Annotated in this window: 18 protein-coding genes; 14 read left to right on the plus strand and 4 right to left on the minus strand. The window is 50.3% G+C overall.

What is annotated here, in order from left to right; genetic code table 11:
- The first annotated feature begins 210 nt into the window (after nt 1–210).
- From CBE68_RS18150 to yaaA, 5 genes are all read left to right on the plus strand, one after another.
- The gene (locus CBE68_RS18150; protein WP_087507639.1) at nt 211–1,080 is read left to right on the plus strand and encodes a Dyp-type peroxidase; all 870 of its coding nucleotides are present in this window, start codon (nt 211–213) and stop codon (nt 1,078–1,080) included.
- Nucleotides 1,081–1,103: 23 nt separating this feature from the next.
- A complete protein-coding gene (locus CBE68_RS18155; protein WP_087507640.1) occupies nt 1,104–1,568 on the plus strand; it encodes an META domain-containing protein in 465 nt (154 codons plus the stop codon).
- A 38-nt stretch (nt 1,569–1,606) separates the two neighbouring features.
- A complete protein-coding gene (locus tag CBE68_RS18160; RefSeq protein WP_087507641.1) occupies nt 1,607–1,792 on the plus strand; it encodes a hypothetical protein in 186 nt (61 codons plus the stop codon).
- Nucleotides 1,793–2,126: 334 nt separating this feature from the next.
- Nucleotides 2,127–3,575, plus strand: a complete 1,449-nt coding sequence (locus tag CBE68_RS18165) for an alanine/glycine:cation symporter family protein (protein WP_087507642.1) — start codon at nt 2,127–2,129, stop codon at nt 3,573–3,575.
- 74 nt (nt 3,576–3,649) lie between these two features.
- Nucleotides 3,650–4,423 carry a peroxide stress protein YaaA gene (gene yaaA, locus CBE68_RS18170; protein WP_087507643.1) on the plus strand — a complete coding sequence of 258 codons (774 nt, stop codon included), beginning with the start codon at nt 3,650–3,652 and terminating at the stop codon, nt 4,421–4,423.
- A gap of 23 nt (nt 4,424–4,446) precedes the next feature.
- Here yaaA and CBE68_RS18175 read toward each other — a convergent pair whose 3' ends face one another.
- Together CBE68_RS18175 and srmB are read right to left on the minus strand one after the other, a co-directional pair.
- The gene (locus tag CBE68_RS18175; RefSeq protein WP_087507644.1) at nt 4,447–5,298 is read right to left on the minus strand and encodes an MOSC domain-containing protein; all 852 of its coding nucleotides are present in this window, start codon (nt 5,296–5,298) and stop codon (nt 4,447–4,449) included.
- Nucleotides 5,299–5,307: 9 nt separating this feature from the next.
- Nucleotides 5,308–6,660, minus strand: coding sequence for an ATP-dependent RNA helicase SrmB (srmB, locus tag CBE68_RS18180; RefSeq protein WP_087507655.1), 1,353 nt, complete (start codon nt 6,658–6,660; stop codon nt 5,308–5,310).
- A gap of 88 nt (nt 6,661–6,748) precedes the next feature.
- On the opposite strand from srmB, the gene CBE68_RS18185 reads away from it, so the two are divergent.
- The 3 genes from CBE68_RS18185 to brnQ (CBE68_RS18195) all read left to right on the plus strand — a co-directional run bounded on the left by CBE68_RS18185 (nt 6,749) and on the right by brnQ (CBE68_RS18195) (nt 10,319).
- A complete protein-coding gene (locus CBE68_RS18185; RefSeq protein ID WP_158100671.1) occupies nt 6,749–7,465 on the plus strand; it encodes a tRNA1(Val) (adenine(37)-N6)-methyltransferase in 717 nt (238 codons plus the stop codon).
- Between the two features lie 110 nt (nt 7,466–7,575).
- Entirely contained in the window at nt 7,576–8,895 is a 1,320-nt protein-coding gene (brnQ, locus tag CBE68_RS18190; RefSeq protein WP_087507646.1) for a branched-chain amino acid transport system II carrier protein, read from the plus strand.
- A gap of 86 nt (nt 8,896–8,981) precedes the next feature.
- On the plus strand, nt 8,982–10,319 hold the full coding sequence (gene brnQ, locus CBE68_RS18195) for a branched-chain amino acid transport system II carrier protein (RefSeq protein WP_087507656.1): 1,338 nt from the start codon (nt 8,982–8,984) through the stop codon (nt 10,317–10,319).
- Nucleotides 10,320–10,368: 49 nt separating this feature from the next.
- Here the strand turns inward: brnQ (CBE68_RS18195) and fldB are convergent, their stop codons facing one another.
- Nucleotides 10,369–10,896 (minus strand): flavodoxin FldB, encoded by a 528-nt coding sequence (gene fldB / locus CBE68_RS18200; RefSeq protein ID WP_087507647.1) that lies wholly within the window; start codon nt 10,894–10,896, stop codon nt 10,369–10,371.
- A 70-nt stretch (nt 10,897–10,966) separates the two neighbouring features.
- Between fldB and CBE68_RS18205 the strand changes: the two genes are divergently transcribed.
- The 4 genes from CBE68_RS18205 (at nt 10,967) to recJ (ending at nt 14,876) form a co-directional block, all read left to right on the plus strand.
- Entirely contained in the window at nt 10,967–11,440 is a 474-nt protein-coding gene (locus CBE68_RS18205) for a methylated-DNA--[protein]-cysteine S-methyltransferase (RefSeq protein WP_087507648.1), read from the plus strand.
- The gene (xerD, locus tag CBE68_RS18210; RefSeq protein WP_087507649.1) at nt 11,430–12,338 is read left to right on the plus strand and encodes a site-specific tyrosine recombinase XerD; all 909 of its coding nucleotides are present in this window, start codon (nt 11,430–11,432) and stop codon (nt 12,336–12,338) included. Before CBE68_RS18205 ends, xerD begins: the two co-directional genes overlap by 11 nt.
- Before the next feature lie 66 nt (nt 12,339–12,404).
- A complete protein-coding gene (locus tag CBE68_RS18215) occupies nt 12,405–13,133 on the plus strand; it encodes a thioredoxin fold domain-containing protein (RefSeq protein WP_087507650.1) in 729 nt (242 codons plus the stop codon).
- A 15-nt stretch (nt 13,134–13,148) separates the two neighbouring features.
- Entirely contained in the window at nt 13,149–14,876 is a 1,728-nt protein-coding gene (gene recJ, locus CBE68_RS18220; protein WP_087507651.1) for a single-stranded-DNA-specific exonuclease RecJ, read from the plus strand.
- Nucleotides 14,877–14,933: 57 nt separating this feature from the next.
- Here the strand turns inward: recJ and CBE68_RS18225 are convergent, their stop codons facing one another.
- Complete coding sequence (locus CBE68_RS18225) at nt 14,934–15,386, minus strand: DUF6491 family protein (protein ID WP_087507652.1); 453 nt, start codon at nt 15,384–15,386, stop codon at nt 14,934–14,936.
- A 231-nt stretch (nt 15,387–15,617) separates the two neighbouring features.
- Here CBE68_RS18225 and prfB point away from each other — a divergent pair, with 231 nt between their 5' ends.
- Nucleotides 15,618–16,715, plus strand: a complete 1,098-nt coding sequence (gene prfB / locus CBE68_RS18230) for a peptide chain release factor 2 (RefSeq protein ID WP_087507653.1) — start codon at nt 15,618–15,620, stop codon at nt 16,713–16,715.
- 13 nt (nt 16,716–16,728) lie between these two features.
- Nucleotides 16,729–18,228 (plus strand): lysine--tRNA ligase, encoded by a 1,500-nt coding sequence (lysS, locus tag CBE68_RS18235; protein ID WP_087507654.1) that lies wholly within the window; start codon nt 16,729–16,731, stop codon nt 18,226–18,228.
- The last annotated feature ends 147 nt before the right edge of the window (nt 18,229–18,375 follow it).

Here is an 18,375-nt window from a genome sequence, read left to right on the forward strand (position 1 = left end):
TTCAGTTAAAGTGCTGTGGCAAGGATGGCTCAAATTACAAGCCATCCTTGAAGGGTACGAGCTAGCCAAGTCTCTTGAACTCTAAGATGTGATCAAGAGACAGGCCTTAGCGGCCTTTTTTGTTTGTGAACAAAGCGATTTAAAAATTTGCTGCCTAGGATGACTGCTTTCTACTAGGCTCATTAGTATTTGCTATCAGGAGTAACTTATATGCAATCTGCGATTTTGCAGCCTGTTCCTAGCCATGGTGTCTATCTGACATTAGACAAGCTTCCCGAAGTATCGGTGCTTCAAGCCTTACATTGCATCCAACAGCTTGAGCTGGCTGAGCAACATGTCATCGGTATTGGCGCTGCGCTATTACCGGCGACTGCAACTGCCAAAATAGCAGCGTTTCCAGCAATGGCTGGACCGGGAGTGACGGTGCCATCAACACAGGCGGATTTGTGGATTTGGCTGCGTGGCGACGAGCCCGGTCCGTTGGTCGTTGAAGCCCAAATGATGGCAGCAGAATTGAGCGAGTGCTTTGATTTAATTCAGCAAACCCAAGCCTTTAAACATGGCTCTGGAAGAGACCTGACCGGCTACGAAGACGGTACAGAAAACCCAGATGGCGATGATGCCGTGAGTGCCGCGTTTGTTGGTGGTGTTGGCGATGGTATTGATGGTTCTAGTTGTGTGGCGGTACAGCAATGGGTCCACGATTTGGCCGCTTTCTCATTACACAGCCAAGAACAGAAAGACAATATGATCGGTCGTCGTTTGGCTGACAACGCCGAGTTCGATGCGCCGCCAAGCGCTCACGTCAAGCGCACGGCACAAGAGCAGTTTGAACCGGAGGCCTTTGTCTTGCGTCGTTCAATGCCTTGGGCTGAATCTGCCCAAGCAGGACTGATGTTTGTCGCATTTGGTCACTCAACCTTAGCGTTTGAACAACAAATGCAGCGTATGGCTGGCATTGATGATGGCATTGTCGATGCGTTGTTCCAGTTCTCCCGTCCTGTGACTGGCGGCTATTACTGGTGCCCGCCTCGAAGTGCCGCCGGTCTAAATTGGCAAGGGCTTAACTTAACTGCCTAAGTTATTACTTTCAGGAGCGTTTTATGCGACTAAAACTCTTTGTTTTGGCTTCAATGTGGTTTGTTTGGGGTTGTGCTTCAACGAGTCAGGACATCACAGCAGAGAGTGGCAAAGTTCCCAGTGTTGAACAGCTTGTTCACCATCACTACAACCTAGAAATGGTCGATGGCGTGAAGCTGTCGGATATGCTGGGGCAACCGCTTGAAGCGGGTAAGCGGCCCGATATTGAGTTCCAAGAAGGATTACGATTGGCAGGTATTGCTGGTTGTAATCGATTCATGGGGCAGGGCACGCTTGAGCGCGGCGCTTTGTCGATGGCTCCGGGTCCTTCGACACGGATGGCGTGCATTGGTGAGTTAGCCAAAGTCGAGCAGTTGGTTTTCACTGTGCTGAATGAAGGCGCGCTGATTCGCATCAAAGACCAGCAACTGATTTTGTTGCACCAAGATCATACGCTGGTTTATCAACTTGCTGATTATGTCTACTGATCTCGCGACGCGTTGAGTTTGCTTCACAAGGACTGGCGATGTACGAACACAATAGTAAAGGGCCACGAGATTTGAAGCAGGCTTCGCTATTACAAGCCGGCGGCAAATTACTGCCTTACGCTGCGGCTCAGCAGTTGGCGAAAATGCCCAAGACGATTATTGCCCTATTCATCGGTTTAGCTTTGTTCTACGGGTTTCCGTTTATTTTGCAGCTATTCTTCTGAATGACAGATAAGAAAAACGGGAACCGAAAACTTCGGTCCCCGTTGATGGCAATTAGAGCCAATAGAGCCAGACGAGATTAAGCGACCAAGACCAGACCAATGGTTGGTCGCCAACTTGAGCAAGCTCACCCCCGCTCAGGAAGTGTTCTCAAGTTGGGTTAATCATATAAGCTGCTTTTTGTAATTGCAAATGATAATTATAATCATTTAATAAAATTATTTTTCCATCTCGCCGTGGGGATTGTGTTCCTCGGTCGGCAGCGACTTAAACGCTGAGATTGGATCGGAACTGGACGCTATTTAGCTGCAGGTTCCACCTTAATGAAGGTTAACTATGCTCGAACAATTGATTGATTTTCTGAATGATATTCTTTGGGGGAAAGTGCTGATTTACTTCCTGTTGGGAGTTGGCGCGCTATTTACTATTCGTCTCGGGTTTATCCAAATTCGTCACTTCGGCCATATGTTCTCGGTTTTGCGTCATAGCCGCCAAGCCGATCAAAATGGTATTTCATCATTCCAGGCTTTGTGTACCAGCCTCGCCGCCCGAGTGGGAACCGGCAATTTGGCTGGGGTTGCCGTCGCTCTTTACCTAGGTGGCCCTGGTGCAATTTTTTGGATGTGGTTGATTGCTCTCATCGGCATGGCGACTTCGTTTGCCGAATCATCACTAGCGCAGCTCTACAAAGTCAAAGACGACGAAGGTAATTTCCGTGGTGGACCAGCCTACTACATGGAGCGGGGGCTCGGTAAACGCTGGATGGGCGTGGCGTTTGCCATTTGCCTCATTATCGCCTTTGGTTTGGTATTTAATGCGGTGCAAGCGAACGCGATCGCCAATGCCGCCAATGTAGCATTCGGTTGGGAAAACTATCAGACCGGCATTTTAATTCAGCTGCTCACTGGCTTAATTATCTTCGGAGGTATTCGCTCGATTGCTCGATTTGCCGAGCTGGTGGTGCCACTGATGGCGTTGGCCTATTTGATTATTGCTCTGTCCATTGTGGTGATGAATATTGGCGAGCTGCCAGCGGTATTTAGTCTCATTGTTAAGAGTGCCTTTGGCTGGCAAGAAGCCGCATCTGGCGGCTTAGGCTACACCGTTGCACAAGCAATGATGAATGGTATTAAGCGGGGGCTGTTTTCCAACGAGGCCGGCATGGGCAGTGCGCCTAATGCTGCCGCGACCGCTACTCCTTATCCTCCGCACCCGGCATCGCAAGGGTATGTCCAGATGCTTGGGGTATTTGTCGATACCATAGTGATCTGTACCTGCACGGCGTCAGTGATTCTGATTTCAGGGGCATTGCAACCGGGGTCTGAAGTCTCTGGTATTGAGCTCACCCAAATGGCGCTCAGCACTGAAATTGGCGCATTCGGTAAGTACTTTATTGCTGTCGCGATTTTCTTCTTTGCCTTTACGTCCATTGTGGCCAATTACTCCTATGCCGAAACCAACTTGGTATTCCTCGAGCACCAACATCCAAGTGGCCTGAAGTTCTTCCGCTGTTTTGTCTTGGCGATGGTGATGTTTGGTGCCATGGCAGAGTTGCCGATTGTTTGGAAACTGGCTGATTTATCAATGGCATTTATGACCATTATTAACTTGGTTGCCATTCTGTTGTTGTCTGGTGTGGTGGTGAAACTGGCGAAGGACTACAACGACCAACTTGATGCCGGCAAGTTACCGACCTTTGATCGCAGTGACTACCCTGAATTGGATCAGTCACTCGCTGACGAAGTGTGGCAGCCAAAACAGCAAGCGGAGTCGAAAAGCAACTAGGTTTGTGATCGCTTTGGTTTGGCAGGCGCTATGTTATAGTGCCTGCCCATTGCCATAATTATCGGAGCCTTGCCATGCTTGTTGTTGTTTCCCCAGCTAAAACTTTGGATTTTGAAACCCCACCAACTACGAGCACGTTCAGCCAGCCTAATTTGTTAGCGCATTCTGCTGAGTTAATTGAATCGTGTCGCCAATTGGCGCCTGCCGATATCGCTAAGCTAATGAAAATCTCGGATAAACTGGCTGGTTTAAATGCCGCACGTTTTGCCGAATGGCAGCCGGAATTCTCGCTTGATAATGCCAAACAAGCGGTGCTGGCTTTTAAAGGCGATGTCTACACCGGGCTTGATGCGGCAACATTGGATGACGCCGGTTTGGCATTTGCTCAGCAGCACTTACGGATTTTGTCTGGCCTTTACGGTGTGTTGCGGCCGCTCGATTTAATGATGGCCTATCGTCTCGAAATGGGAACTAAATTAGCTAATCCTCGCGGCGCCAATCTGTATACCTTCTGGGGCGATATTGTTACCGAGGAGGTCAACAGTGCGTTGGTCGAACAGGGTGATGATGTATTGGTTAACTTGGCCTCAAATGAATACTTCAAAGCGGTCAAACCAAAGCAGTTGAACGGCCGTGTGATTACTCCGGTATTCAAAGATTGCAAGAATGGTCAGTACAAGATCATCAGCTTCTACGCCAAAAAAGCGCGTGGTTTGATGACTCGTTACATCATTGATAACCAGCTCTCTGATGTCGAGCAGCTGAAAGGTTTTGATACCGATGGCTATTACTTCAGTGAACAGCAGTCATCGGCTGATCAGCTGGTGTTCTTGCGAGAAGAGCAGTAAGTCTTGCGACTCGGGTTGGCTGATTAGTCAACCCGCAGCTCGTCGCCCACTTCAATCAGCTCACCTTGGCCGCGCACAATAATGGCGTTTTGACCAAAATAAGCGCCGCTACCATCGCCTAGACTATCGAACTCAGTGAGTGCTTTGAGCGGTAAACCTTGCTCTGGCCGCTCACCGGTTTGTTGATCGGTGGTGATCATCGGGCAACGCTCGCAAGGTTTGCGGAGACCCAGTTGGTAACGGTTGTGTTGCTCGGCTAGCTCGGCTGTGGCGTTTTCTTGCCAAGGTTGCCAGTCGGTCACCACCACATTAGCGCGGAAACGATTCATTGATAGCGGTGACAATTGGTGCTCGCGCAAGTAACGATTGAACTGCTCAAGTGATGCGGTGTTTGCGACTAAGATGGGGTAGCCATCGGCAAATGCGACCTCGCTACTTTCGCCTTGCCATAAGTGCTTGGTGCTGACGGGCCGCTCGGAATCAGTGCCAAAACGGATTAAGCGAATATCGTTTTTGCCACATGCCTGTGCCAACCATTCTGCGACTGAATCGCCTTCATCATAGCCTTTGATTTCGTCGCGCCAAACGGTGACTTGGCGCGCTTCGGTTGGGTCGTAATCGTAAGGAATGCTGATACTGGCCCATTCGGTATGGTGAAGCACTAACGCCGACTCGGTCAGTTCGGTTTTGATTTGTGCTAATTGCGGCAATTGTCGCTGGGTAATAAAGCGGCCCGAGCTGGTGGCAAGTACCCATTGACGGTCGGCGACTTTGTCGCGCCAACGCAGTCCAGTTGGCCCCAGCGTTGCGCTGACAAGGCTAAAGCCAGCCAGCGATTTTACCGGGTAAATGTACAATGCCGAGATTCGAGCCATGCCTTGCTCCTAGCTATCTTGAGAGTTTGATTTGTCTTTCGCCGGAGCACCGTTGCTGTTGCCTTCGGCTTTTGACTTCAACCAACGTGGCGCGCCTTTGTTTTTCTTATCCCGCAAGCGCTTCTTCGCTGGTTTGACCGCATCGGCTAGCTTTTTCGCTTGTTTCTTTTTGCTCGGCTTTTTCGCTGGTTTACCTTTTTTGCCGACCGAAGCCTCTTTGTGCTTAGGACGAAGGCCGTTAACGAAGCGGCGCTGCAGAGGCTCGTCGATATAGCGCTCGATGCGTTCGAGCTGTGCCATATCATGGGCTTCGACCAGCGAAATTGCGGTGCCCTTCGCACCCGCCCGACCGGTGCGGCCAATGCGGTGGACATAGACATCGGCGGTGCGTGGCATATCAAAGTTAATCACATGGCTGATGTCGCGAACATCAATACCACGGGCTGCTACGTCAGTCGCTAGAATGCAGCAGCGTTGTTGTTGGCTAAAACGTAGCAGTGCCTCATTGCGCTTGTCTTGCTCCATACTGCCGCGAATTTCAAACGGCTCAATGCCTTCGGAGCGGAGCCAGTCGGCGAGTTCGGCAAGTCCAGCTCTGGTCTTACCGAACACAATGACCTTTTGGGTTTGCTCTGATTTGAGGTAATGCAATAGCAGCTGGCGCTTGTGTTCGGCACCGTCGGCTAGGTGAATCCATTGATGAATGCGGTTTTTTTCTCGTCGAGGGACTTGATTAGCTTCGATTCGAATCGGTTCTTCCAGCAGGCGGTTGGCAAAGTCAGCGACTAAATTGCCTTCCAATGTCGCTGACAACAACAAGGTTTGTTTGCGCCAGCGCGCTTCGGCAGCAATGACTTCAACGTCTTGACCGTGACCCATTTCCAACGTCCGGTCGGCCTCGTCGATGATCATGGTTTCGACTTGGCGCGGATCAATCAATTCTTGATTGAGGTACTCCAAAAGCCTGCCTGGGGTGGCGATCAGAACATCGATGTTACGCTTTAGCATCTGGGCGTACTCGGCGTGATCAACACCACCGGTCAAAACTCGGCAGTCAAGATGAGTAAACTGACTGAGCTTCTCGGCATAGTCCAGTACTTGCGCGGCTAGTTCGCGGGTTGGTACCAGAACCAATACCCGTGGCGGGCCGGATTTCGCCCGTGGAAAGTCGAGCAACTGCTGCAGTGCTGGGAGCAAGTATGCGGCGGTTTTGCCGGTACCCGTCGGCGCATTGGCCAATACATCGACACCATCAAGCACCGTTGGGATCATTTGCTGCTGAATGGTGGTTGGGCGTTTGTACTCGCTGACTGTTAGGGCTTTGAGTAGTTTCGGCGATAAATCGAGGTCGGCAAAATCCATGGCATGATTGTCTGCTGTCTGTGGAGCCGGATAGTATACCCGAACTCTCCGATTCTGATCGCTGAATTTATCCATTACAGGCATGGCAATGAGCGGATTTCAATGCAAGCAATTTTACGTCAGTCACGATCGTTGTGGCATGAAGGTGGGCACGGACTCCCTGCTGCTTGGCAGCTGGGTTGATTTGAGCCGAGTACAACGGGTGCTCGACATTGGTACAGGTAGCGGCATCTTGGCGCTAATGATGGCTCAGCGTTTGGCCGATGATGGCTTAACTGACTATCAGATCGATGGCGTTGAAATCGAACCGGAAGCGGCAGAGCAAGCGGCAAGCAACTTTGCCGCATCGCCTTGGCAGCATTGCTTGAGCGCGCAGCTGGCTGACATCCATCAGTGGCGGCCGCAACACCAATACGACTTAGTCATTAGTAATCCGCCATACTTTTCTGCTGGGCAGCAATTGCCGTGTAAAAAACGTCAGCAAGCCAGGCTGGAGCAAACATTGTCAATGACATCGTTATTGAGCATTGCTGCGGCAATGGTCACGGCCGATGGCCAAATTGCTTTGGTTTTGCCGCTAGAACGTCGCGTGGATGTTGCTCTATGGGCAGCGCAGGCAGGGTGGTACATCGACCAGCAGCTAACAATTAAAGGACGAGCCGATAAGGCGGCTAAACGGGTTTTGCTGTCGCTCCGGCAAGGGCTTGGTGAAACGCTTTACTACGAGTTAACAATCTATGATCAGAACAATCAATACAGCCAAGCGTTTAGGCAGCTGACAAAGGCCTTTTATCTGGCTTTTTGAGTTTTGCTGTCTTACAACAGCATGGTAAGGTGCAGATAATTTTTGTTGTTGTGTAAAAAAAACGGGACAGCCGTGTCAACTGGCCAAAGCTGCCCTTAAAGGAACATCAGTTGAAAAAGTTCTCAACGGCCGACACCGTCGGTTTTGGCTTTATGATCATGGCGTTTTTCCTCGGCGCAGGAAATTGGATTTTTCCTCCGATGGCAGGTTATTTGGCTGGCCAAGAGGTCATGCCCGCAACCTTCGGTTTTCTGCTCACCGCCGCTGGCTTGCCACTGTTGGGAATTATTGCGCTGGCCTACGCTGGCGGTGGCTTTGCCGCACTAGGCCGCTACTTACCCAATTCCATTAGCGTGCTGTTGGCTCTGACGGTCTACCTCATTATGGTGCCGGGTTTTGGTATTCCGCGTACCGCATTGGTGTCTTTTGAATTGGCGGTTAAGCCTTTTGTTGAAAACCCAGATTCGAAAGCTTTGCTTGCTGGCTTCTCGGCCATTTATTTTACCTTGGTGTTTTTGATTGCCAGTCGACCGGGCAAGTTACTTGATACTGTCGGCAAGATCATTGCGCCGCTGATGTTGTTGCTGGTTGCGGTACTGGGCATCAATCTGCTCATTGACCCATTGGGTACCGTTGGTGATGGGCAAGGCGAATTTGTCGAATCGCCTGTCATTAAGGGCTTCCTTGAAGGCTATATGACGATGGATTTGTTGGCTGCCATGCTATTTGGTGTGCTGCTAATCAATACCCTGAAAGATAAAGGCGTGACCGACGACAATGCTCAGTTTCAGGCGCTGTTTCGTGGCGGCCTGATCGCTGCCGCAGGCTTAGCAATGGTCTATTTTATCCTGTTTTATATGGGCGCTATTAGCGGCTCTGTTGCTGAAGGCGCAGCCAATGGTGGTGAGATCTTTGCACGTTACATGGCGGCGTCAATGGGGCCATTTGGGCAAGCAGTGTTGGCCTTAGTGATCACCTTGGCGTGCTTGACCACTGGCGTTGGTGGTTGCTGTGCGTTTGCTGAATATTTAGATGAGCGCTCTAACAAGATCCCTTATCGGCCGACGCTGGCAATTATCGTTGTGGTGTGCTGGGCAATGGCCATCATCGGCCTTGATGAATTAATCAGTCTTTACATTCCGGTACTGGTGGCAATCTATCCGATTGCGATCAGTGTGGTGTTGCTCAACATTGTTGCGCATCGATTACCTAACCCAAGCTTGAGCTTCCGTTTGGTGATATCAGTGGCGGCCGTCTTTGGCTTGTTTGATGCCGTGGCCGCAGCCGGTGTTCTAACACATTTACCGGGACATCAATTGTTATCTCATGTGCCTCTGTTTGACAGTGGCATGGGGTGGCTGGTGCCCTCGGTGTTGGCGCTTGTAGTGAGCTTGGTATTCAAACCTAGTGCGACGACCGCACGAGCGTAATAAGCAGTCTGTCAGCCAGAATTAGCAACTAAAATAACTACATGGCTGGCTCGGCAGGCTTAGGTTCATCATTATTCGAGATCGATATGACAGACACGCGTCTCAATAGACAGAATATTTTTGCTTTAGGATTCATGACGTTCGCCTTTTTCCTCGGGGCGGGCAACATTATCTTCCCGCCACTGGCTGGACAGCTTGCTGGCACCGAAGTGACTTTGGCGATGTTAGGGTTTTTGGTCACCGCTGTTGGCTTGCCGTTGCTGACGCTGATTGCCGTGGCGGTTGCAGGTGGCGATATGGAATCGGTGACCCGAGATTTGCCGCGGGCGGTTGCAGTCAGCATTACCGTGGCGATCTTTATTGTTATTGGTCCAGCGTTTGCCCTACCAAGAACCTCGCTAGTGGCTTACGAAACGGGCATGAAACCCTTGTTTGGTGAGTCCGTGGTGCCGCTTTGGCTTTATACCATCGGATTCTTTACCGTTGCGGTGGCATTAGCGCTGCATCGCGGCTCGCTCATTGATTACATCGGAAAAGTCCTGACTCCTATCCTCATTGTGTTATTGGCAGTGCTTGGTATTGCGGTGGTGGTCGAGCCATTAGCGCCAATTGGTGAGCTGGCTGCAGGTAGTGCGGTGTCTGATGCTGCTAAGGCGTATCATGAAGCGCCCTTTAGCAAAGGTTTTATCGAAGGCTATAACACTATGGATACCTTCGGAGCCTTAATGTTTGGGGTACTGATTGTTGATGTATTGCGTAAAAAGGGCGTGTCGGACCGAGGATTCCAAGCCAGTTATCTGATTCAAGCTGGGGTTATTGCCGCCATCGGTTTAGCCTTGGTTTATACCTCATTGTTTTATTTGGGGGCGACCAGCGGTACCGTTGCTGCTGGAGCCGACAATGGCGGCGAAATCTTAGCGCTGTACGTGCAAGGGGTGTTTGGGCAGCCGGGGCAGTGGATATTGTCCGCAGTGGTGACATTGGCCTGCTTGACGACGGCTGTCGGCTTGACCGGTGCTTGCAGTGATTATTTTGCCAATTTGTTGGGAATGAAGTATCGCACCTTAGTGGTTGTTTTTGCTGCAATCAGCGCCCTTGTTGCCAATGTTGGCTTGAGCTACCTGATTTCGGTTTCTATTCCTGTGCTTATTGCGCTATATCCGGTTGCCGTTGCATTGGTGGTGCTGAATTTACTTCGGCGCCATTTAAACCATCCCAAACAAGCATTCCGCTGGGTTGTCGGTATTGCCTTTGCGCTAGCGCTTCTTGATGCCATTAAGGCAGCTGATGTACCGGGGGCAACCACCTTGGTCGAAACTGCTAGTCACTTGCCGCTATTTGGCTATGGTTTGGCGTGGCTGGTGCCAGTCACAGCTGCTGTGGTCGTGGCCATGGCATGGCCCAAGCCTAGCGTCGACAAGTGATAAAAAAGCCCGCATTAGCGGGCTTTTTCTTGGCAACGAGAAGTGAGGGCTATTGTCCGGCCCATGCTTCGAGCTCATCAAGCAATTGTGCACACCAGGTTTGAACGCGCTGCTCGGTCAAATCAAACTGGCTATCTTCATCCAGCGCTAAGCCAACAAATTGACTACCATCAGCCGTTAGTGCCTTACTGGCGTTAAATTCATAGTCGTCACTGTTTGGCCAAAAGCCGATGCGTACCACGCCATTGCCATCAATGGCGTCATGTAACATGCCCAACGCGTCTTGAAACCAATCGCTGTAGCCTTCTTGATCGCCAAGGCCATAGAGAGCGACAATTTTGCCCGACAAGTCGAGTCCTGCGACTTGCGACCATTGGCTTTCCCAGTCTTCTTGCAGTTCGCCATAATCCCACGTACTGATGCCGAAGATTAGAATGTCGTAGTTGCCGGTGTGGGCTAGAGAGACATCCTTGATATTGTGCGTTTCAACTAAATCGGCACTGAGAAAATGCTGGATTTTTTCAGCTGCCATTTCGGTGTAGCAGGTCGAAGACCCGTAAAAAAGACCAATTTTCATCTTGAATTCGAATTAGGGTTCAGCGTTAAATCAGAGCCATGGTAACAGAAATTAGTGGTAGACAGTTCAGATGCTTAATCGCAGCGATATAACCAGTTGTTGGGGGCGATGGCAACTGACGGATGATGGTACAGACATCTTGGCCCTCGACTACTGGCCACAGATGAGCAGTAACTCACAGGCCTCTAAGCTTGCGCTACAAGCGCAAGCTCAGCTTGATGCTTACGTTGCCGATGCCAATTTCCAATTTGATTTACCGTTGCGCCCTGTGGGTACCGAGTTTCAGTGTCGAGTGTGGCATCATTTGCAGCAAATACCGGTAGGGGAAGTGCAATCTTATGGCGATGTGGCAGGGTTGCTTGGATCGGCTGCTCGCGCTGTCGGTGGTGCCTGCAGACGCAATCCAATTCCGTTGTTTATTCCGTGTCATCGGATCGTTGCTAAACAAAGCATTGGTGGTTTTTCTGGTCACACGAGTGGTCAACAGATCGACTTGAAAACGGCATTATTACAGCATGAAAAGGCTTGGCAATATGGCCGCTGACCTACACCCTTGGATAGAGCAATTTCTTGATGCGATGTGGATGCAGCGTGGCCTGAGCGACAATTCATTGCAGGCATATCGCACTGATTTGAAGAGCTTGTTCAGTTGGCTCGACAAACGCAAGTTACCGGTTGAGCAAGTGCAATCGGTCGATATTCAAAGTTATCTCAATTACCGCCATGAGCAAGGCATGAAGGCCCGTTCGACTGCACGAGCATTGTCGACCATGCGGCGGTTCTTTCAGTACGCCATGAGCCAACAGTGGCTGGTGGTTGATCCCATGGTGTTGATTGATAACCCCAAGCTACCGAAACCATTGCCGAAGAGTTTAACTGAAGGTCAGGTGGAGGCTTTGTTGGCCAATCCTGATCCGGCTATTCCTCTCGAATTGAGAGATAAAGCGATGATCGAACTAATGTACGCCACCGGACTGCGAGTGTCTGAGTTGGTGTCGATGACGCTAAGCGATGTGTCATTGCGTCAAGGGGTTGTCAGAGTAGTTGGCAAAGGTGGCAAAGAGCGTATAGTGCCGATGGGGGAAGAAGCCTTGCATTGGCTAACTCACTACACGCAGCACAGTCGGAGTGAATTACTCAAAGGCTGCGATAGCGATGCGCTATTCCCAGGCCGCAGTGGTAACTGCATGACTCGCCAGACGTTTTGGCACCGGCTGAAACATTATGCAACACGTGCAGGCTTGCAATCATTGCCTTCTCCACACATGTTAAGGCATGCTTTCGCCACTCACTTGCTTGATCACGGCGCCGATTTAAGGGTTGTGCAGTTGTTGCTGGGGCATTCGGATTTGTCGACAACACAGATTTATACCCATGTCGCCAATGCTCGATTACAGCAAGTTCACGCGGAGTTTCATCCTCGCGCGAAAGAGAACGGGTAAACAGTGTAAGATATTCGATTCAGACAGGGTCTGTATCCTTAGGGTTAAACAACAGGTTGTGGTTTCATGTTGAAATGGTTGTCGGCGCTTAGCGCCATCGTGTTAAGTGTTTTTGTCGTAGCGCATGCTGCAGATGTGTCTCCTGATGTGGAGAAGCGAGTGAAAGCGAAAGTGTTGGCAAACTTCGGTGAAGTGCCTTCAATGATTGCGCCTGCGCCACTACCAAACTATACCCTGGCGGTCACCTCGCAGGGTAACTTCTTTATATCCAACGATGGCAAGTACATGATTTATGGTCGCTTGTTTGATTTGGAACAAGGGCTGGTTGAAATTACCGATAGCGGTTTAAACTCATTCCGGGCTGAGAAAATTGGCGCTTTAGCCCCTGATGCCATTACCTTCCCAGCGAAAGGCGAAGAGAAATTCCGCATCTATGTCTTTACGGACATCACTTGCGGTTACTGCCGTAAGATGCACCGTCAAATTGAGGAATACCAAAATGCTGGTATCACCATTAATTATTTAGCTTATCCGCGCTCTAAACAGTCCAGTGTTGATATGCAGCAGATTTGGTGTGCTGATGATGCGGTGCAAGCCATGAGTAATGCTAAGTTGCATGGTGAAATTGCCAAATCCAGTTGCGCAGGCAAACGCTATGACGTCGAAGCGCAATTAGCCATGGGCCAGAAATTTGGTGTTCGTGGCACGCCTGCTGTGGTTCTGGAAAACGGTGCTATGCTACCTGGCTATAGAGAGCCAAAAGATCTATTGCCACTGCTAGAAAAGCTGCAGTAAGCACTTACTCACCTTATGCCTTCAATTACCTTGCAGCGCCGCTCGGTTGCCGAGTGTGCGCTTCCTGAGTCCATCCATCCAGTACTGCGACGCATCTATCAAGCCCGCGGTATTGTTTCTGCTGACCAGTTAGACCATTCTGCCAGCCGACTACATCACGTTCGATCCTTGGCTGGTATTGAGCGGGCAGTCGAATTGCTCGCTGTGGCGTTAAAAAACAATGAGCGGATCACCATTGTTGGCGACTTTGACGCCGATGGCGCGACGAGTACTGCGCTTTGTGTTTTGGCGCTGAGACGATTTGGCCATCACAACGTTGGCTATTTGGTACCGAATCGATTCGACACCGGGTATGGATTAACTCCACCGATCGCCGATATGGCGGCACAGCAAGGCACCCAGTTACTGATCACCGTCGACAATGGCGTATCGGCTATTACTGGTGTGCAACGTGCTAAAGAGCTGGGTATGAAGGTGTTGGTGACTGACCACCACTTACCCGGTGAGGAGTTGCCCAATGCCGACGCAATGGTCAACCCCAACCTTAATGAGTGCCAGTTCCCGTCAAAGAATTTGGCAGGTGTTGGCGTCGCCTTTTATTTAATGGCGGCATTGCGACAGTATTTGGCGGATCAGTCTTGGTATCAGCAACCTGCGGTTAATCTGGCCGAACTGCTCGATATTGTCGCTGTTGGCACTGTTGCCGATGTGGTGGCACTTGACCATAACAATCGTATCCTGGTGAACCAAGGGCTACAACGGATCCGGGCCGGTCGCTGCCGCCCCGGCATTACAGCATTATGCCAAGTCGCCAAAAGAGATCCGTTGCAACTACAAGCCAGTGATTTGGGCTTTGCTGTTGGCCCACGGCTGAACGCCGCCGGACGACTCGATGATATGGCGCTCGGTATTGAATGCTTGTTGGCCGACAGTGAGGAGCAAGCGCTAGCGATGGCGCAACAGCTTGATGAGCTTAACTTGGCCCGTCGCGATATTGAACGTGGAATGGAGCAAGAAGCTTTACGAGCGCTCGACAAACTGTTGGGCGATGCCGACTTTTCAGAGTTACCGCCAGTACTCTGCTTGTATCAGGCAGATTGGCATCAAGGCGTAATTGGTATTCTGGCAGCGCGAGTCAAAGAACGTTTCCATCGTCCAGTGTTGGCATTTGCTGGTGATGACAATGGCATGCTTAAAGGTTCCGCTCGCTCAGTTTCTGGCGTTCACATGCGTGATATGTTGGCAGCTTTAGATACCAAACATCCAGGCTTGATTGAGCGGTTTGGTGGTCATGCGATGGCGGCAGGCCTGTCGATTGCAGCGCAACAAATAGAGTCGTTTCAGAATGCGCTCTGTGAAGTCGCCAATGACTGGGTTGACGATGCTCATCTCAACCATGTTTTGCATACTGATGGCGAACTGGCAGCACATGAGTTTAGTTTGACTATGGCACAGATGCTGCGCGACGCCGGACCTTGGGGACAGGCGTTTCCCGAGCCGGTGTTTGATGGCATCTTTCGTGTGATTCAACAGCGAATCGTTGGTGAACGTCACTTAAAGCTGGTACTTCAGCCCCAAGGTCAGCATCAAGTTTATGATGCTATTGCCTTCAACATTGATACCGCAGAATGGCCGAACGAAGCGGTCAACTTAGCCGAAGTTGCTTATCAGCTCGATATCAATGAGTTTCGTGGCAAAACTCAGTTGCAACTGATGGTGAAGTCCATCAGGGCCGTAGCCTAAATTAAAAAAGCCCGCTAGAGCGGGCTTTCACAGACTCAAACTTTGTACCTGACGCTATTATTCAGCATTCGCGGCTTTTGCCGCTTGCTCTGCCTCGGTGACTAATTTCTTCGCCAGTTCCAAGTCCTCTTTGTCATCGAGTTTATAGATGGTTCGAATGGTAATGCCGACTGGGGCAACGGTGTTGAGTGCATACACTCGGTCTTGTCCGGCGGTGATGTAGCTGCTGAATCGCTTGATACCAACAGGAGCTTGGAAATCAAAGCCGGTGTCTGGACGTTGCAAAATAAGCAAGTACTTGGTTTTCACTGAATCTGATAGTAGTAACACCTGACTGTTCCAAGCGGCCATGCTGAAGTTATTTGATGGCCGGAATCGATCGACCTGCTCCAACTGCTCAAAGTTATAGTTTGGCGTCACTCTGGCTTGCTCAGAGCCCGCTTCGGTAGTCGCGCACCCCACAGCAACAAGCATGAATACCGTGACTAACAGAGTTTTGATGTATGACATTTAATGTCTCCGCAATTTGGTACTGTTTAAAGGGTTAGTATTATTATTTGCTTTAAAGTATAAGACCTTTTTCGATAACTACTTGTTCCGTAGCGAAACTTATTTATCTGCCCCGAGTTGCAATAAAAGATTGATTTCAGCCCCTTGCGGGGCGGACTTTGCCCTACCCAATGGGTGAGGGATCCTGTACAATTCCGCGGCTAAATTTCACCTTGGGCTGAGACTCTCCACATGTTCGAAATCAATCCGGTTCAAAACAAGATTGCTGATATGCGCGATCGCGGCAATGCGCTGCGTGGTTACCTTGATTATGATGGTAAGGCCGAGCGCCTCGAAGAAGTCATGCGTGAACTCGAATCGCCTGAAGTGTGGAACGAGCCAGAGCGCGCTCAAGCCTTGGGCAAAGAACGCTCCGCGCTAGAAGCTGTGGTCGAAACCATTGATACCCTGGAACAAGGGCTTGAAGATGTTGAGGGCTTACTGGAACTAGCGGTTGAAGCCGAGGATGAAGATACCTTTCATGAGGCTGAAGCCGAGCTTGAAACTTTGGAACAAAAGCTCGTCAAGTTAGAGTTCCGCCGGATGTTCTCTGGTGAGCAAGATCAGTGTGATGCCTATATTGATTTGCAGTCGGGATCGGGTGGTACCGAAGCGCAAGACTGGTGCAACATGTTGTTGCGGATGTACTTACGCTGGGCTGAAGCCAAAGGTTTCAAAGCCGAGTTGATTGAAGCCTCTGAAGGCGAAGTCGCTGGCTTAAAGTCTGCTACTGTTCGAGTGTCTGGCGAATATGCCTATGGCTGGCTTCGCACCGAAACAGGGGTTCACCGCCTAGTTCGCAAGAGTCCGTTTGACTCAGGAGGACGTCGCCACACTTCGTTCTCAAGTGCCTTCATCTACCCAGAAATTGACGATTCGATTGAAATTGATATCAACCCGGCAGACTTACGCATCGATGTTTATCGTGCCTCAGGTGCTGGTGGCCAGCACGTCAACAAAACCGAATCAGCGGTCCGTATTACTCACTTACCGACCAACATTGTGGTGCAGTGTCAGAACGACCGTTCGCAGCACAAGAACAAAGACCAAGCAATGAAGCAGTTAAAAGCAAAATTGTTTGAGTTTGAATTGCAAAAACAGAACGCAGAAAAACAAGCGGCGGAAGATGCAAAGTCGGATATTGGCTGGGGTAGCCAAATTCGCTCTTACGTGCTCGATGACAGCCGAATTAAAGATTTACGAACAGGTGTTGAAAACCGCAACACCCAAGCCGTCCTCGACGGTGATCTCGACCGATTTATTGAAGCCAGCCTGAAATCTGGCCTGTAAAGGAAACCGCTCCATGACTGACATCCAGCAAGATGAAAACAAGCTGATTGCCGAGCGTCGTGCCAAACTCGATGCGCTTCGTGAGAACTGCCCGGCCAATGGCCACCCGAACACTTGGCGTCCAAGCCATAAATCGGCTGAGCTACAGGCTGAGTTTGGTGAAAAGACCAAAGAAGAGTTGGCCGAATTAGGTCATGTTGTAGCGATTGCTGGCCGCATCATGGCGAAACGCGGTCCATTCCTCGCCATTCAGGATGTCGCTGGTCGTATTCAAGGCTACGCTTCAAAAGACGTGCAAAAAGAACTGAAAGCCATCGGTGGTTTGGATATTGGTGACATCATCGGTATCAAAGGTGAGCTGCACAAATCCGGCAAGGGTGACTTGTACGTTGATATGGCCGAGTATCAGCTGCTAACCAAAGCGCTGCGCCCATTGCCAGAAAAATTCCACGGTTTGACTGACCAAGAACAGCGTTATCGCCAGCGCTACGTTGATTTGATCGTCAATGAAGAGTCACGTCAGGCTTTCAAGGTACGTTCTAAGTTGGTGGCTGCAATTCGTCGCTACATGGAGTCAAAAGACTTCATGGAAGTTGAAACGCCAATGATGCAAGTGATCCCTGGTGGCGCCACGGCTCGACCATTTATCACCCACCACAATGCGCTGGACCAAGAAATGTTCTTGCGTATTGCGCCTGAGCTGTACCTTAAGCGTTTGGTTGTCGGTGGCTTTGATCGTGTGTTTGAGATCAACCGCAACTTCCGCAACGAAGGTTTGTCACCACGCCATAATCCAGAATTCACCATGATGGAATTCTATATGGCATACGCTGACTACAATGATCTGATGGACTTGACCGAAGACATGCTCCATACCGTGGCTGTTGAGGTGCTGGGTTCCTCAAGCATGCCATATGGTGATGAAACCGTTGAGTTTGGTGGTACTTACCCGCGCATGAGCATGCTTGAAGCGATTAAGCAGTACAACCCTGATCATGCTGACATTCAAGCGCTGGATTATGACAAGGTACAAGATCGCGAGCTGATGGTGTCGATTGCCAAGTCTGTCCACGTGCAGCCAGAAACCTTCTGGACTTGTGGCCAATTATTGGAAGAAATCTTTGGTGAAACCGCTGAGCCAAAACTGATTCAGCCGACTTTCATTACTGAGTATCCGGCCGAGATTTCACCGCTGGCACGTCGCAACGATGACAATCCATTCATCACTGACCGCTTTGAGTTCTTTATTGGCGGCCGCGAAGTGGCAAATGGCTTCTCCGAGCTGAACGATGCAGAGGACCAAGATGCGCGCTTTAAAGCGCAAGTTAATGCCAAAGACGCAGGTGACGATGAAGCCATGTACTATGATGGCGACTACATTACTGCGCTTGAGCACGGCTTGCCGCCAACCGCAGGTCAAGGCATTGGCATCGATCGCTTGGCAATGTTGTTCACCAACACCCACACCATCCGTGATGTGATCTTGTTCCCAGCAATGCGACCACAGAACTAACGGCAACGCTTTAGCGCCTAATTACAAAAGCCAGCTTCATGCCTGTCTCTTATACACAAATCCCCGCTAAGCAATTGGCGGGGATTTTTTTGAACTTTTTCCGTTAACTTCGATCTGATCTCCACACTACTTTTTGGGGAGTATCAT

Origin of the sequence: Neiella marina, from assembly GCF_002165625.1 — a bacterium.
Lineage (GTDB): Bacteria > Pseudomonadota > Gammaproteobacteria > Enterobacterales > Neiellaceae > Neiella > Neiella marina.